Annotated in this window: 21 protein-coding genes and 1 pseudogene; 11 read left to right on the top strand and 11 right to left on the bottom strand. The window is 45.2% G+C overall.

What is annotated here, in order from left to right:
* Positions 1-2: 2 nt before the first annotated feature.
* The 3 genes and pseudogenes from Z042_RS17550 to Z042_RS17540 form a co-directional block, all read right to left on the bottom strand.
* Positions 3-233, bottom strand: a complete 231-nt coding sequence (locus Z042_RS17550) for a hypothetical protein (RefSeq protein ID WP_024910314.1) — start codon at positions 231-233, stop codon at positions 3-5.
* Positions 234-303: 70 nt separating this feature from the next.
* Positions 304-516: a hypothetical protein gene (locus Z042_RS17545; protein ID WP_037405530.1), complete on the bottom strand. Its 213-nt coding sequence runs from the start codon at positions 514-516 to the stop codon at positions 304-306.
* Positions 517-763: 247 nt separating this feature from the next.
* A pseudogene (locus Z042_RS17540) lies at positions 764-1,186 on the bottom strand (tyrosine-type recombinase/integrase); the annotation flags it as partial.
* On the opposite strand from Z042_RS17540, the gene Z042_RS26115 reads away from it, so the two are divergent.
* The 5 genes from Z042_RS26115 to Z042_RS17520 all read left to right on the top strand — a co-directional run bounded on the left by Z042_RS26115 (position 1,172) and on the right by Z042_RS17520 (position 3,457).
* Positions 1,172-1,282 carry a phage tail assembly chaperone gene (locus tag Z042_RS26115; RefSeq protein WP_154666988.1) on the top strand — a complete coding sequence of 37 codons (111 nt, stop codon included), beginning with the start codon at positions 1,172-1,174 and terminating at the stop codon, positions 1,280-1,282. The pseudogene Z042_RS17540 and the gene Z042_RS26115 sit on opposite strands and share 15 nt — an antisense overlap.
* Positions 1,283-1,374: 92 nt before the next feature.
* Positions 1,375-1,587 (top strand): DUF1799 domain-containing protein, encoded by a 213-nt coding sequence (locus tag Z042_RS17535; protein ID WP_024910316.1) that lies wholly within the window; start codon positions 1,375-1,377, stop codon positions 1,585-1,587.
* 232 nt (positions 1,588-1,819) lie between these two features.
* The gene (locus tag Z042_RS17530; protein WP_154666987.1) at positions 1,820-2,053 is read left to right on the top strand and encodes a hypothetical protein; all 234 of its coding nucleotides are present in this window, start codon (positions 1,820-1,822) and stop codon (positions 2,051-2,053) included.
* A 120-nt stretch (positions 2,054-2,173) separates the two neighbouring features.
* Positions 2,174-2,539, top strand: a complete 366-nt coding sequence (locus Z042_RS17525; RefSeq protein ID WP_024910318.1) for a hypothetical protein — start codon at positions 2,174-2,176, stop codon at positions 2,537-2,539.
* A 354-nt stretch (positions 2,540-2,893) separates the two neighbouring features.
* Positions 2,894-3,457, top strand: coding sequence for a phage tail fiber protein (locus Z042_RS17520; protein ID WP_154666986.1), 564 nt, complete (start codon positions 2,894-2,896; stop codon positions 3,455-3,457).
* A gap of 40 nt (positions 3,458-3,497) precedes the next feature.
* On the opposite strand, the gene Z042_RS25715 is transcribed toward Z042_RS17520, so the two are convergent.
* The 3 genes from Z042_RS25715 to Z042_RS17500 form a co-directional block, all read right to left on the bottom strand.
* A protein-coding gene (locus tag Z042_RS25715) for an IS3 family transposase (protein WP_154666938.1) occupies positions 3,498-4,846 on the bottom strand; the annotation gives its coding sequence in 2 pieces (ribosomal slippage) (positions 3,498-4,378 and positions 4,378-4,846; 1,350 coding nt in all).
* A 68-nt stretch (positions 4,847-4,914) separates the two neighbouring features.
* Positions 4,915-5,235, bottom strand: coding sequence for a DUF1493 family protein (locus tag Z042_RS17505; RefSeq protein WP_024914521.1), 321 nt, complete (start codon positions 5,233-5,235; stop codon positions 4,915-4,917).
* On the bottom strand, positions 5,232-5,690 hold the full coding sequence (locus Z042_RS17500; protein ID WP_024914520.1) for an STM2901 family protein: 459 nt from the start codon (positions 5,688-5,690) through the stop codon (positions 5,232-5,234). Before Z042_RS17500 ends, Z042_RS17505 begins: the two co-directional genes overlap by 4 nt.
* 214 nt (positions 5,691-5,904) lie before the next feature.
* Between Z042_RS17500 and Z042_RS17490 the strand changes: the two genes are divergently transcribed.
* The 5 genes from Z042_RS17490 (at position 5,905) to Z042_RS17475 (ending at position 9,228) form a co-directional block, all read left to right on the top strand.
* Positions 5,905-7,013, top strand: a protein-coding gene (locus tag Z042_RS17490) for an IS3 family transposase (protein WP_154666899.1) whose coding sequence is annotated in 2 segments (ribosomal slippage) — positions 5,905-6,157 and positions 6,157-7,013 — 1,110 coding nt in all. Because the reading frame shifts where the segments join, the coding sequence is not laid out codon by codon here.
* A gap of 184 nt (positions 7,014-7,197) precedes the next feature.
* Entirely contained in the window at positions 7,198-7,494 is a 297-nt protein-coding gene (locus Z042_RS17485) for a hypothetical protein (RefSeq protein WP_024913216.1), read from the top strand.
* 223 nt (positions 7,495-7,717) lie between these two features.
* Entirely contained in the window at positions 7,718-8,221 is a 504-nt protein-coding gene (locus tag Z042_RS17480) for a YlaC family protein (protein ID WP_024913217.1), read from the top strand.
* 69 nt (positions 8,222-8,290) lie between these two features.
* Positions 8,291-8,422, top strand: coding sequence for a hypothetical protein (locus Z042_RS26745; RefSeq protein WP_257720495.1), 132 nt, complete (start codon positions 8,291-8,293; stop codon positions 8,420-8,422).
* A gap of 407 nt (positions 8,423-8,829) precedes the next feature.
* On the top strand, positions 8,830-9,228 hold the full coding sequence (locus tag Z042_RS17475) for a VOC family protein (RefSeq protein WP_024913218.1): 399 nt from the start codon (positions 8,830-8,832) through the stop codon (positions 9,226-9,228).
* A 48-nt stretch (positions 9,229-9,276) separates the two neighbouring features.
* Here the strand turns inward: Z042_RS17475 and Z042_RS17470 are convergent, their stop codons facing one another.
* From Z042_RS17470 to Z042_RS17460, 3 genes are all read right to left on the bottom strand, one after another.
* Entirely contained in the window at positions 9,277-10,812 is a 1,536-nt protein-coding gene (locus Z042_RS17470) for a peptide MFS transporter (RefSeq protein WP_024913219.1), read from the bottom strand.
* Between the two features lie 585 nt (positions 10,813-11,397).
* Positions 11,398-11,682 carry a YciI family protein gene (locus Z042_RS17465; protein ID WP_024913220.1) on the bottom strand — a complete coding sequence of 95 codons (285 nt, stop codon included), beginning with the start codon at positions 11,680-11,682 and terminating at the stop codon, positions 11,398-11,400.
* A gap of 78 nt (positions 11,683-11,760) precedes the next feature.
* Positions 11,761-12,684 (bottom strand): Kdo(2)-lipid IV(A) acyltransferase, encoded by a 924-nt coding sequence (locus Z042_RS17460; protein ID WP_024913221.1) that lies wholly within the window; start codon positions 12,682-12,684, stop codon positions 11,761-11,763.
* A 414-nt stretch (positions 12,685-13,098) separates the two neighbouring features.
* On the opposite strand from Z042_RS17460, the gene trhO reads away from it, so the two are divergent.
* Positions 13,099-14,151 (top strand): oxygen-dependent tRNA uridine(34) hydroxylase TrhO, encoded by a 1,053-nt coding sequence (trhO, locus tag Z042_RS17455; RefSeq protein ID WP_024913222.1) that lies wholly within the window; start codon positions 13,099-13,101, stop codon positions 14,149-14,151.
* 52 nt (positions 14,152-14,203) lie between these two features.
* On the opposite strand, the gene Z042_RS17450 is transcribed toward trhO, so the two are convergent.
* Positions 14,204-14,785, bottom strand: coding sequence for a YceI family protein (locus tag Z042_RS17450; protein ID WP_024913223.1), 582 nt, complete (start codon positions 14,783-14,785; stop codon positions 14,204-14,206).
* Positions 14,786-14,809: 24 nt separating this feature from the next.
* A complete protein-coding gene (locus tag Z042_RS17445) occupies positions 14,810-15,364 on the bottom strand; it encodes a cytochrome b (RefSeq protein ID WP_024913224.1) in 555 nt (184 codons plus the stop codon).
* Positions 15,365-15,599: the final 235 nt, after the last annotated feature.

Here is a 15,599-nt window from a genome sequence, read left to right as displayed (position 1 = left end):
ACCTATTTATTTCCGATATGAGATTGCACCTCTTTAATAGCAAGTGACAAGATAAGGGATTTTTTCTTGTCGTCTTTAATTTCGGAAAATGTTAGATCATCAACCAAACACTCAATAATTGTGTAGGTATTCACTTCCACACCTTTATTAAAGATACGGCGGGCTGCATCGGCAACTAAATCAGCAGCGGCATCATGAATGATGTCCTTAATAACTTTTTCTGACATGTCCATTGTATATTTCCCTATGGCTGAGTTTTAGCCACCTTATCCCTATGCCATTAATGTGGCAAGTGTGGCACTCCTATTTTAACCACTGACGGATCATGACAAACACCGTCAAAGCGGCGATGAAACAGACTATGCCCAGGGCGATGCTGGTGCCGCTATCCAGAGCCATGCGGCCCTTCTTTGCAAGCAGATAGGCCACAATGATGAAGGGGATGCAAAGTGCCGGATGGATCAGCACCATGACGGCGGCTAGGATGAGGCAGGTGATGAAGATTGTTGATGTCATTTTCCCTTCCGAAATTTCCACGAGGTTTCACGAATAAAGCAGGTAACTATATGATCTTAAAGGGCCGTAATGCGGCGCTTTGTGGCGTGTTTTATAGCCAAAAAATCACATAACTACTTGATTTAAAATAATAAAATTGAAATTTCACGGCTAAAGGAATCGTATTCGGTCTTTTTTTATCTTGTTGTTTTATAAGCATAAAAAATCGCACTCCACGAAAATACACGAAAACCTATATCCGGTCTTTTTAAACAAGCACGTATTCCTTCCCTCTTGGGTCGAGGTATTTCTTGGTCATGACTGCTGATTTATGCCCCAGCAGACGCTGTGCAAACTCCTCTCCTTTCTCAACGCTATATAACCTCGATGCAAGGCTACGGATCTCGTGAAACGTTGGTGGGTTTTCTTCAAACTCCAATCCCGAAGCTTTTCGTGCTGCAACAAATTTTTTCGTCAACCCATCTGGGTGCAAAGAGCCATCTGGGCTATTTTTCCTGATACCGGCACTAATCATGAAATTTGTTGTACTGGCCAACCGGCAGCGATCAATAACCGTTCCCAGTCTTAGCTTTACTGCATGTAATTCCAGGTTCAATGGTACCGCAATCATCGCCCCAGTTTTCCCCTGATTTATTTGCAAACGTCCATCTACGATATGATCGAAACGAATAACGTTTCAGTGCTGCTGGATAACTACCCGCGTGCGTTTGATGCAATTGCGATGGCATATACCCGTGAACTGATGGCGTTACGCGAAAAAAACTGACAGCGGTTGCCTCGGCATTCTATACGCCTGATCCCTCCGAAGAAGAACTCGCCACATTCGAGTTAACGCTTGAGGATGTGGAGCCAGATCCAGTGGAGGTCTGGCCCTGTGTCTGGCCCACTTTTCAGGTTTTCCGATCTCTGGCGACCCAGTGGCGTACCGGCATGAGCGGGGTAACCGGGTTGGATTACAACTGCCTGCCCTGGCTGATGAAGTTGCACGGCGTAGAGGATGAGGCAACCGCGTTATTGGATATCAGAATTATGGAATCAGTCGCACTGACTTTAATTCACCATAATCAATAAGAAATGCGCTTCACTTATTTTGTATAATAGGCATGGCTTATGGTTATGCTATGCCTATTATAAATTAATTATAGATAGTAGATGCTATTAGGCTGTCCAAGTACCGTATCTGCATCCTTGACTTAGTAAACCACTCTCGTAAATCGTTTCGGAGGATTTAAGTACACCGTTCTGATATGTGTCTTTTCGATAAACACATCTCACGGAAATATAGGCTGGGCTTGGTATTGCTGTGATGAATGTATATTTTATTATGTTATTTGAAACTCCAAATTTCACCGCTTTTACCGGTGTAGATACTGAAGCCAAAACAAGTAAAGCCGCAACTAATGATGGTATTTTTTTTATGGTCATAGACGCCTCAGAGGTTAGGTTGTTTATTGCACTGCAAATAATGCCTATTGGCGACGCAGCACTACTTAATATCATTGAGTTAAAAACAAGGAGTCAACGGAATGCTTCATAAATGGAGTTATCTTAATATATTAAGGTTTAATTCTTAGTGATGCTTCATTGGTCTGCTCAGTAAATTACCTTATGAAATGTCTCACATTTTTGATAAATGCACACTTTTCTGGAGCAAGGCATGGCAGATATTGCATCGATCTCCCTGCGCGTCGATACCGACGAACTACAGCGGGGTAATAACGAGCTGGATAGATTCCAGCAAAAGGCCACAGGCGCGGCTGGTGCGGCGGATGGTTTTAACGCATCGGGAAGGGCGACAATAAAGGTTTCCCAAGAGATAGTCCAAGCGGTGGCGGATACACACCGTCGAGTTTCGGAATACACTGCTGGGTTAAATAAAACGCAGTCTGAGGCAAAGAGCAATGCTCAGGCCACTGCGCAACAGAGACGAGAATTACGTGATTTACTGACGCAGATAAACCCGGTTGCTGCTGCGTTTGAAAGACTCGATAACCCAGTGTGGGTGTTCTACGGTACCCGCTGACTAAAGTCGGTATCTTGGTTGTTTATAAAAGTGGCATTGATCCCGATGGGTACACACAACTCTATTACCCATCAGCAACGAGTAGTAACGAGCTATACCGCCGCAATTTCTACGCAGGTAACTGGTACACGTGGAATTTTTATGGCGATGCATCACAAGCTGGGTCAAACAACTTTACTGGCGTAAACGCATTCACGCTACAACCATATGCCCGCGCAGGATACCGAGCAAACAGCTTTGGTGTAACGACAAGTGCTGGCTACGGCTGATGGAAATTCCACTACAGCGACAGCAAAAATACTGCGGCACAGCGATAGATTGGAAGTCAACGCGATGACAAAACCGTTGGTGCTGATGGGCGACTCGAATGTGTCCGGGGGCGTGAGCGGTGTAAAAGTTCGCGTCGGCACGACAAACCACTCTGTTTATCACGCTGGGAATACCGCTGTTGACGCGAACGGATTTATCAAAATCGCGAGTCCGATAGTCCGGCTGTTTGGTAACGCCACTAGTGTGCTGAATGCAGAAAGTGAGGGGGTGACAACCGAGCGCATCACGACTGCCGTTTACCGGGTTTCCGGCCTTCTGGGCTTCAATGGCGACGGCGCGTGGGGTGGTGCCGGAAACGGCATAGAAATCCCGCTTGATGAGAACAAACGCGGCCTTGTGTGGGTGGTGCCTAAAGTCTTGCCAGATGGCGGCATTGAAATCCGCACGTATCACCGAACATACGATACTGGCCCATACTCAACGCGAAACATCGAGTGCATGGATAGCGGTGCCGTTGATAAAAATGGCAACGCCGTGTTTGTACCGATACCAGACAGTACACCGGTTGATATCCCTGTTGGCCGGAGGGTTGATTTGCGTGTTGAAATGCCAGTAGCTGATAAACCCGATAATGCGGTAGAGGAGTAAGAGGGCCGGGATTTTGAACTGACCCCATAAAGTTGGACGACTAACTCTGAGTCCGATATTGTACCGGGCTCAGAGCGCCAAGTTTCATCTTTATCCTGTCATGATTGTAGTAATGAATATAGCTGTGTATTTCCCTTGTTAAATCAGTTATATCAACAAACTGTTTTCCATGAAAGCACTCTGTTTTCAGTATCCCAAAGAAATTTTCAATTACCGCGTTGTCCAGACAATTTCCTTTTCGGGACATACTTTGAGTAATTCCATTTTTTTTAAGATTTTCTTGAAATGGTATCATCTGATACTGCCAGCCTTGATCTGAGTGAAGGATCGGCTTTTCGCAAGTATTTAGTTTTTCAATGGCTTTGCCAAGCATCTTATCAACCATTTTCAAATTTGGGATATCACCCAATTCATAGGAGATTATTTCACTGTTATATAGGTCAAGAATGGGAGATAAATATAGTTTTTTCCCATTGATATTGAATTCTGTGACATCAGTTACCCATTTCTGGTTGGGAGCTGAAGCCTGGAAACAGCGCTGGATATGGTTCGGAACACCTTTTCCATGTACTCCTTTGTAGGACTGGTATTTTTTCCTTCTAACAAATGAAGCGATATTGAGCTCGTGCATCAATCGTTGGATCGTCTTATGATTTATCCAATAGCCTAATTTACGGGCTGTTGCGGTAATTCTACGATACCCGTACCTACCTTTATGTTTATGAAATATATCTAAAATAATCTTCTTTTCTTCCGTGTAAGGCTGAGGCCTTTCACTAATTTGTAGTTGATAATAGAACGTACTTCTCGGTAACCCAACCACCAGAAGTAATAAGCGTAGTGCATGATATGGCCTTAATTCATTTACGATTTTTGCTTTTTCTTTTGCATCAATTCGTTTTCTTGCTGAATTAAGGCCTGTAATTTTTTTAGGTAAGCATTCTCTGCGCGAAGATATTCCAGTTCTTCCTGTTCGGAACTGAAGGATGACGATTGTGTGCTTGGCAGTTTGGGTGTGATTTTGATGGTTTTTATCATCGGCGGTCGCTCCTTTCGGTTTCCTTGCAATGCATCTATCCCGCCACTGTTATACAACTTTTCCCACTTTGAAGCAGTAGGTGGAGCAATTTTATACTTGGCAGCAACCTGTCGCGATGATAGATGATTCTCCCACATATCAAGAACAATAGCCTCCTTCGAGGCGGCAGAAAAACGATGATACGACGTCTCAAAACCATCATGGCCATGAGCCTTATAAACCTCAGCCCACTTACGGACAGTACCATGATCGATCTTGAATCTCTTTGCCGTCAAGTCTGCTCCCTCGATTCGTGAAAGGTAGTGCTTAGCGACTTGCACCTTGAATTTTACGGAATATTTTCTTCGCATGAAAATCTGCACCCTGTGGATTTATTGTCCAACTTTAAGGGTGCAGTTCAATTTCTCCCGGCCATTTGTCAGTCATAGAGCCAGCGGCCAGCTTTGGCGGACTCAACAAGCATCCAGACATATAGAGGTTTTAGCGGCGGATCTGGTTCAGGTGAACCCAAAAAGGCAGGATCGAAATAACGCGTTATATCAAACCCTTCAAGTTTTACTTTCCAGTGCTTAAAATAATAATCAAGTGTGTCTTCAGCATCTTCCCACAGGATATCTATACCAGCTTCTGTCAACTCGGTATCAAGCGTGATCGTTGGCCGTGAGCCAAATAGATAATATTTTCGTGGGCTATGTTGCTCGAAAATATAATCAATTATCTCTTTTTCAATGCTCATCAGAAATATGTCCATTGAATGCGGTCTTTCGGTGCGACGATGCTGTTAAAAACTTGACTGGTATCCCGCAATATAGCCTGAGCATACCAGATAGCAGCACCATACCCGATCCAGGGTACATAGCGACCGATAATGGCTCCAATTTTATTAGTGCGTGAGATACGCATACTCGAAATACGGCCAGTAATTGTAGGGATCTGCATCCCAAGTGGCAGCCTGGCATTTGGCAGCATCTTTCTAGAAAGAATGGATGCAATGCTTGTTCCTTTAGTGGCACCTGCGGGTTTGCTGGGGGTTGGCAATATGGGGTATCCGGCAATAATCCCTGCCGCTGCTGTTACACCAATCTCTAAATGTTGACTCATTGCATCAATTAGAATGAGTGCCCACAGCTCATCTGGTTTCAGGTTCCAGTAACCTTTGTAAAAATATCCCTTTACCTGTTCAACCGTATCCATCACTTTTCCTTGTCGATTGGCTTGGATGTAACATAGCCAACTACATGTAGTCAGTCCAGTAACTACTGAACGTATTGGTGAAGGGGTTTATTGTGTGATTGGTACGTTTGGTTTTAACTCGGATGCAGAGTGGGGTGACCTGTAGTCCCCCCTGAATTTAGTCTTACCGCTTAATGGAGTTCTCTGGTTAAAATGCAACCAATGGAGGCTCATCATGAAGAAAGCGCGTTTCACTGAAACTCAGATCCTGAGGGTCCTGAAAGAAGTTGAAGGGGGTCGGCATGTGAAGGATGTGTGCCGTGAAAACGGTGTGTCGGAAGCCAGCTATTATAACTGGAAATCTAAATACGGCGGCATGGAGTCCTCTGATATCAAACGAATGAAAGAGCTGGAAGAGGAAAACCGTCGGTTAAAGCAGATGTATGCTTCCTTGAGCTTAGATCATGAAATTCTTAAGGATGTTGTTTCAAAAAAACTTTAACGGTACCCGAAAAGCGTGAGCTGGTGCGTTACGTCATGACGGAACATCAGGCCAGCGAACGACGCGGGTGCCGGATTATCGGTATCAGTCGAAGCCTGTTGCATTATTGCCCGAACACAGTACGGGATCTGCCTGTGGTTGAGGCGCTACAAAAACTGGCGCATCAGTATCCGGCCTATGGTTTTGGACTTATGTTCAATAAGTTACGCCAAGCAGGATTACTGTGGAATGCAAAGCGGGTTTACCGGATCTATCGATTGTTAAAACTCAACTTCCGACGCAAAGGAAAAAAACGCTTACCGAACAGGCATCCACAGCCGTTGGTTATTCCACATAAAATGAACCACTGTTGGTCAGTTGATTTTATGAGTGATGCCTTGAGCGACGGGCGGCGATTCCGGTTATTTAACGTAGTTGATGACTTTAACCGGGAAGCACTGGCAATCGAAGTTGACTTGAATATACCGGCTCATCGTGTTGTGCGCATTCTGGAGCGATTAAGTGCAGAACGCGGCTACCCGACTTATATACGAAGTGATAACGGGCCAGAACTCACTGCCGCAGCCTTATCCGAGTGGGCAGAGATGCATGGAGTGATACTCGATTTTATTCAGCCCGGAAAGCCGATGCAGAACGGATTTATCGAGCGATTTAACAAAACGTTGCGAACAGAAATACTTGATATGTATCTGTTCAGAACATTGTCTGAAGTACGTGAACTCACAGAAGACTGGCGCACAGAATATAACGAGGAACGCCCACATAGCTCACTGGGTGATATGCCACCGGTTATCTATGCGAGGCAAAAACTGGCCGGAGATCCTCATTGGCGGTGGTACTAAAAACTGGAGGGACTACACAGTGACCACTGGTTTTTCTCAAATATCATATGAAATTAAAGCCCGCTTCCCATCAAGTGGAGTGAAGAGAAGAGGGTGGCCACCAGTGGAATGGGGTATTTGCAGCGTATTATCCTTTGCTAAACTATAAACAGGTAGGGTAATGGTTTGGCAGCAGGGGGCTTCTATGTCTGAATCCGAGTTACTACAGGCGTTGTTGCAACGTATTGAGGTGCTAGAGGCCAGAGAACAATCACTAACCTCGGCTTCAAATGCTTATCAGGCGATTATCACTACTATTTTGGGTAATCTGGATAAATCTACACGTGACAATGTCATTGCGATGCTCGACCAAGCGCATGAAATTGCCTATATGCGCGCCGTACAGTGTGGTGACGAGCCGAAGAAACGCAAAATCAAGCAGGCTGATGATGTTGCTCAACGCATGTTTATGGTTGCCCAAGGAAAGGCAGCACAACCGTGATAAACCGCAGAGAGATACATTTCGCTTAAGTAGCAGGGGTTTTGTTATTCAGTTAATACCTCTTTGGGGTTGCTGCAAGTAGATAGCAACTTGTAGTCGCTTGAATATAACAGTTGATAGTGAATTGTATCAGAATTGATCTACCCTGCTAAACTGTACTCATGTTAGCGTAGGCGGATATTAATCACGGTAGTGATGTGTTCATGCATGAGGTTATATTGCGATGGATATGATTAAAAATATCTTGGTGAAGGAAATAGAGCAGATTAACCAGCAGGAAGGGCGTGACGGCAAGCCGCGTTTCAACAGTGAATTTGCGCGCGAGCACCGTTACCTGTGCCTTGCCATGTTTGTAGGTTATTTTGCCGTGATTGCGGTTATGTACCCGGTGCCTTATATGGGGTTGCTGGCATTTTGGGGTTTTACTGCTTTTGTATTGTTCATGTTTGCCATGTTGTTGATTGAAATTAAGCCGGTTTACCGTTTTGAAGATATCGGCGTGTTGGATCTACGAGTTTGCTATAACGGTGAATGGTACTTTACCCGTACGTTATCAGCGCAGACAACACAGGAATTATTTAATGAGCCTTCTATCAGCATGGTGTTAAAGGTTCGAATGCAGGAAATCATCGCCAATAAAGGTGAGATCGATTTTTATGATGTTTATGATCTGGCGTATGCAAAGGGATTGTCTAATTCACCGACCACGGTAGCGGCATTGAGTTGAAGGTCTTGCGCTTCTGTTGGGGGGAATTATAATCGCTTTTTGAAACAGATCGTTTGGGAGTATGTTGCGATGAGCGATGATATTTTTGATTTTGATATTGATGCTGAATTAGCGAAAGCTGAAGAAAAAACAGAGAAAAAAATCAATGAGATACCAGAAATTCTTGATGATGAAGCGGACTGTGAAGGCTGCAAAATCTGATTGAGATGTCAATAAAAAACCGCTAAGGCGGTTTTTTTATGTTTGCAAGTAAAGTGATGTTAAAAACTATGATTTTATTTCTTATATAACCTATTTTTTAATAAAATATTTTTTATTTTTAAGCATTGATTTAATGCAGGCCCTATATGAGTAATCCCAGCACGATGACGACACACAGTGCTGAAACAGCAAGTAAAAATTTTCCAAGCTGGATAAGTTTCGAGAACACGACAATCAATATTACTGCGAGGTTAGTTGGTGACTATTTTTACCTCGACTTGTATTTTCTATCTCTATGAGTTAGCGGATTAATTGGTAGCAAGATAATAAGTTCTGCTACTAAACGAAGCTTGGTGATGTAGAGTCATTAAGTTCTGAAAGAGATGTAATGGCTTATAGGAGAAATGATGAATCTGTCGAATGCAATACTGCGAATTGCTCGTCCAACCGATAAGTTACAAGCGATTGCGCAAATGTATTGTCGTGGTCTGGGGTTTGAAGTGCTTGGCGGATTTACGGAACATCAAGGTTTTGATGGTGTCATGCTTGGGCACCCGCAACATGCCTATCATTTGGAATTTACTCATCATCGTGGTGTACGAGTAGGGCGAGCTCCTACGCAAGACAACCTGCTGGTGTTTTATCTGCCAGAAGTTGAACAATGGCAAGCCATGTGTAAGCAAATGCTGGCCGCGGGGTTTCGGCGAGTGCATGCTTATAATCCCTATTGGGATATTAATGGGCAAACTTTCGAGGATTTGGATGGTTACCGTGTCGTATTACAACAACAGGCATGGCAAGTATAAGAAAGCCAGCGACAGAGCGCTGGCTTTAGGCAGTGAGCAGAACATTAATCAGGCGTTCGCTTTATCTTGAGTATTTTCCAACATGCGGCGGATCGGAACGATCAGCAGAATCAATACTGCGGCACAAATGACCAGTGCAATAGAGCAACGGGCGAACAAGTTTGGCAGCAGCTCCAATTGATCTGCTTTTACATGACCGCCGATCAGACCTGCGGCCAGGTTACCCAGGGCGCTGGCGCAGAACCACAGACCCATCATCTGGCCGCGCATTCTGTCTGGTGCCAACAGAGTCATGGTTGCCAAGCCAATCGGGCTAAGGCATAACTCACCCAAAGTCAGCATCAGAATACTGCTTACCAGCCACATGGGTGATACGCCAGCACCACCGTTGCTCAATACTTGCTCAGAGGCTAGCATCATCAACCCAAAACCTGCGGCTGCAAACAGAATACCGATTACGAATTTGGTGATACTGCTGAAGCGAACTTTATTGCGTGCTAAGGCCGGCCACAACCAGCTGAAGATGGGGGCTAGCAAAATAATAAACAGGGCGTTGATCGATTGGAACCAGACTGCCGGGATTTCAAAGTCGCCCATCATACGGTTGGTGTAATCGTTGGCGAACAGGTTAAACGATGTCGGTTTTTGTTCGAACGCAGACCAGAAGAATGCGGCGGAGATTAGCAGGATAAAGCAAACTAACAGGCGTGCCCGCTCTTTGCGATTCAGGCCCGCGAGGAAAAATAGATATATAAAGTAAAGGGTTACAGATGCGGCAATCACATAAACCAGCATGCTAGCAACGGCTACTGGGTTGATCACAATGATACCCTGAGAGATCAGGCCGACAATTACCGCGACACCTGCGGCCAGCAGGGTAACCCAAGTACCGACTCCATTTTTCTTGACAATCGGGGTGTTCCAAGTGGAGTCCAGGCCCACTTCACTGTCATAGCGTTTTAGCGATGGTACGGCAAAAACGCGGAAAATCACCAGCGCTACCAACATTCCAAGCCCACCGATGCCAAAGCCCCAGTGCCAACCGTGGGAGCGAATCAGCCAACCGGAAATCAACGGTGCCATGAAAGATCCTATATTGATCCCCATGTAAAACAGCGAAAATCCGCCGTCACGGCGCGCATCACCTTGTTTGTACAAGGTGCCGACCATCACTGAGATACAGGTCTTGAATAGGCCAGAACCGAGTACGATAAACATCAGGCCAATAAAGAACATATCGTTACCCATCACTGCTGACAGGGCGATAGACAAGTGGCCGAGAGCAATCAGGATCGAACCATACCAAACGGCTTTTTGCTGGCCAAGCCAGTTATCGGCCAACCAGCCGCCTGGCAGTGCAGCCAGATACATGCTGCCAGCAAAAATACCGACGATCGCCGAGGCATTCTCACGCGCTAGCCCCATACCGCCTTCATAAACGGTGGCTGCCATAAACAGGATCAATAATGGACGAATGCCATAAAACGAGAAGCGTTCCCACATCTCAGTGAAAAACAGCGAACCAAGCGGATAAGGATGGCCGAGGAAGGTACGGTTTTCTTTTTGTTCAACAGAGGATTGCATAACATCTTCCTGATAAGTGCGCCACATATTGCGGCTGTACTGTGGTATGTGTGTATTTAAGGAAAGTAGCCCCATCTAGAGCGGGTTACCCGACAAAACCTCACCTGCGCAACGTTTGTGAACTGCGGAGAAACGTGCTGGTCTTTTCTTTATTGGGCCAAATTTTCACATTTAGCATAATATTATTTAACCATTTGATAACTGACCAATGATTTTGTCTAGTACTTGTATCCCATTTTTTAGATGAAAAGTCGACAAACATCTACTTTCCTGGTTTTTATTTTGGTCAAAAGGGAATTTATATTGACAGGTGGTTTATTGCTCTGGTTTTTTCTTATTATATTAAAAATAAAGGAATTAATAGTAGTTTTCCGATCTCAACTTATTTTGTATCAGAACGCTTAGCGTTGAGAAATGTGATAAATGGGGGAAATCAAGTGGCGAAAAATACAGCGATAAGGCATCCTGCAACCCGCCTTCATGTATTTTATTTGGCATTAATGTTGGGTACGAAGCGAGCAGGTTGCTAACAAATACCCAATGTCATGTACACAAAGCGCCAGGAACGGCGCAATTGAACGGGGTTTATACGCTGGTCAATGCTTCAAACCCGGCAGAAGCGGAGGTGAGGGCGACCTCGGTCACTTCATAATGTGCCACTGCTGTAAACGGATCTTGCGCCAGAATGCTGTCTAACCGTGCCCGCTCGATACTTTTTACCAGGATCACGCCACCGGTACGTGGGTTTTTACGGCCTGATGCAATGAAGATTCCCTCCTGAAAATACTGCTTCAACCAGGCAATGTGTTCTGCATGATGATTATCAACTTCTTCAAGTGGGCGGTGATAGGTCAAGCTAACGATGTACATAGTGATTCCTTTTACTGATGATGGATTCATAACATCACACGCTTTGTTAACTTTTCAAGGTGTGGGGTAAAACTGTCATTAGGTGTAAAGTGAAGGTTCACCTTCTGGCCGGGTTTTGAAGCGGCGATGTAGCCACATGTATTGATCAGGGGCCAGCAAAATTTCCTTTTCAACCACGCTATTCATAAATATTGCGGCTTCAAGCTCGTTATCTAGCGGGAAGTTTTCCACCGCAGGTTGTATGAGCAACTCATACCCTTTTCCTCCCGGCAGACGGCGTGGGGTAAAAGGAATAATGGCTGGTTTGCCCATGCGCACCAAAACGTAGCTACCCGTTGTGGTGGCAGCTTTTTCGACGGCAAATAGTGGTGCGAATACGCTGCTGCGTGGGCCGTAGTCGTGATCGGGCGCATACCAGATGATTTCGCCCTGCTGCAAGGCTCGAATCATTCCTTTGACATCTTTGCGGTCTAACATGGTTTTGTTGGAACGCATACGGCCCCAGTTTTGCAGCCAATCAATCAGTGGATTATCGTGCGGGCGATAAACACCAATGCCTGGATTGTAAATACCAAAGGTTCGGGCACCTAACTCCAGTGTCAGAAAATGCAACCCGATCAATAAAATGCCTTGATGATTGTTACGCGCTTTTTCAATATGCTCCAAGCCGCTGACGGTAAACCAGCGTTTAATACGCCAGTTTGGCCAGAACCAAGCCATGCCTGTTTCAAACAACCCCATACCGACCGACTCAAAATTCTTTACAACCAATATGTTACGTTCGGCTTTTGACATTTCAGGAAAGCACAATGCAAGGTTACGCTGCGCAATGGCTACACGGCGTTTCAGAAAGTGCATGGAAAAACGGCCCAATGCGGTGCCTAACCGATAGATCACCGGGTAAGGGAGCAAGACCAATAAGTACAGTAAAGCTATCCCGAACCAGGTGAGCCAGTAACGAGGATGGAGTAACGATCGATTAAAAGGAGGAACTTGAGTCATGTGTTCTCAGCTTAAAGCAGTCATTTAATAGTAATAACAGATAAATCACAAAGCCTGTAGCTTTGGGCTTTTGACCCTTACAATGTTTTCCTGTCGTTTATCACATTAGTGTATTGTGAGATTTCTCTAATACAACAGGAAAAACTCAGCATTTAATTCTCATGCTTGTCAGTGAGGTGAATGCACTGCTTTCTCAGCAATATTTTCATCTAACAATGCAGGAGTAACGAAGTAGACAGGTCGCTATGATCAATGGCTACCCGGATTGTAATAACGCCAGACTTCGAGTGAGAAACCTAGGCATAGGAGCGATGCTGTGTTAGGTCACATTTTCGGGTATTATGTGCGCCGCGCACGAGGCAGTAGCCTGGGTGCATTCGTTCAGCCACCTCCCGAAAAACAGGAAAGTACACCATGCCAGTGTTACATAACCGAATTTCTAATGAGGAACTGAAGGCGCGTATGCTGGCTGAAACCGAGCCACGCACCACAGTTTCTTTTTATAAATATTTTACCCTTGATGACCCTAAGGCGTTTCGTGACAGTCTGTATATTCAGTTCAATAAACTGAAAGTGTTTGGCCGTGTTTATGTGGCTAAAGAGGGCATCAATGCTCAAATCAGTGTGCCGCAGAGCCATTTTGCTACCTTTAAAACCGTGCTGTTTTCCGCGCATCCGGCGTTGGAGCAACTGCGCCTGAATATTGCTTTAGAAGATGATGGCAAATCATTCTGGGTACTGCGCCTGAAGGTACGTGAACGCATAGTGGCCGATGGCATCAGTGATGAAACCTTCAACCCTGCGCAGGTTGGGGAGTATTTGCAGGCCGAGCGCGTTAACCAGATGATTGATGATCCGAATACCCTGTTCGTAGACATGCGTAATCACTACGAATATGAAGTTGGGCATTTTGAAAATGCGCTTGAAATACCTTCCGATACTTTTCGCGAGCAATTGCCGATGGCTGTGGAGATGTTGCAGGAGCAGAAAGACAAGAATATTGTCATGTACTGCACCGGGGGCATTCGTTGTGAGAAAGCCAGCGCTTATATGCTGCATCACGGCTTCAAAAACGTTTATCACGTGGAAGGCGGTATTATTGAGTACGCACGCAAGGCAAAAGAGCAGGGTTTACCGCTGAAGTTTATCGGTAAAAACTTTGTGTTTGACGAGCGCATGGGAGAACGTATTTCCGAGGAGGTGATTGCCCACTGCCACCAGTGCGGTGCGCCGTGCGATACCCACACCAACTGTTTGAATGACGGCTGCCACCTGTTGTTTATCCAATGCCCAAGCTGTGCTGAGAAGTTTGCAGGGTGCTGTAGCGATACCTGCCGCGAAGAACTGAAGTTGCCGCGTGAAGAACAACGTGCACGCCGTGCTGGGCGTGAGAATGGTGTTAAAATTTTCAATAAGTCGAAAGGCTTGCTGCAAGCAACGTTACATATTCCTGAACCTAAAAAATAGGGTTCAGCATGCTGAACCCGTTTTTTGCTGGGGCGCGATAGCCGCGCCCTTATTATGCTTTCTCGCGTACACCTTCTACGGAAATGATCAGTTCTACTTCCTGGGAGGCTGGGCCAAGGTCTTGGGTGATGTTGAAGTCTTTCAACTTGATTTTACCGCTGGCTTCGAAGCCAGCACGGTAGCCACCCCACGGATCGTTGCCTTGACCAATCAGTTTGGCATCCAGTGTGACAGGCTTGGTTACGCCGTTCAGCGTCAGATTGCCAACTACGGCAAAACCTTCACCGTCTTTTTTCACTTCGGTGGACTCAAACTTTGCTTGCTTATGTTTTTCTACATTCAAGAAATCGGCACCACGCAGGTGTTTGTCGCGCTCTGCATGATTGGTGTCTATGCTGGCGGTATTAATGGTGACATTCACCCGATCTTTGGAAGGATCTTTTTCATCAAAGGTAAAGCTACCGTCGAAGTCTTTGAAAGTACCGTACAGCCAGCTGTAACCCAGATGCTGGATGCGGAATTCGATAAAGGCATGTTGCCCTTGTTTGTCAATGTTGTAATTGGCAGCCAGAGCAAAGCCTGAACTTAACATCAGGGCACCCGCAGTAAGGCTCAGGACGGTCTTCTTTAGCATAGCAATCTCCATAATTTTATAAAGTTAATCGGCGCTGCGACCCAGCATCCGTTTCAAAGTAACATCACGATCAACGAAGTGATGTTTAAACGCAGCCAGAGCATGCAGTACTGAAAGCACTACAACAGCCCAAGCCAAATAAAGATGAATTGTTCCAGCCGTATCGGCCTGCTGGGCTATATCAGTAACAGAGGCTGGCACGTCGAACCAACCGAAAACGCTTATTGCCTGACCGTCAGCAGTGGAAATCAGGTAACCGCTGATCAAAATGCCAAAGAGCACAACATAGAGCGCGATATGAGCAAGCACGGCATTAATGCGGGTGAATCGGCTATAGCTGGCGAGAGGTTTAGGAGGAGGCGAAATAAAGCGCCATACAACTCGAACGATCATGATGATGAATAACAGGATACCGATGCTTTTATGGATTTCCGGTGCCTGGTGATACCAAACGTCGTAATAACCCAAAGTGACCATCCACAAACCGAGAGCGAATAATCCATATACACTCAGGGCAACCAACCAGTGGATTAGGATTGAGATATGACCAAAACGTTCAGTGGTATTCTTCCAAAGCATGGTATTTCCTTACATTACCAAATTTTCTGGCAGCAATAATTAAACGTTAAAAAAATAAAATCAACAATAAATTTAACCTCATCGTTTCTTTATGGCATCAATCAGTGAATTTGCGTAACTTCGCGATAACTCAATCAAATGAATCGGTTGAGTTAATATATTTTCAAAAATTTGATTGAGCATTACTGATTGAATTTACTTGATTTTAATTATTATTGTCAGGTTTTGTCATCTT

Source organism: Chania multitudinisentens RB-25 (assembly GCF_000520015.2).
Classification (GTDB): domain Bacteria; phylum Pseudomonadota; class Gammaproteobacteria; order Enterobacterales; family Enterobacteriaceae; genus Chania; species Chania multitudinisentens.
This window is presented reverse-complemented; position numbering and strand designations above follow the sequence as displayed.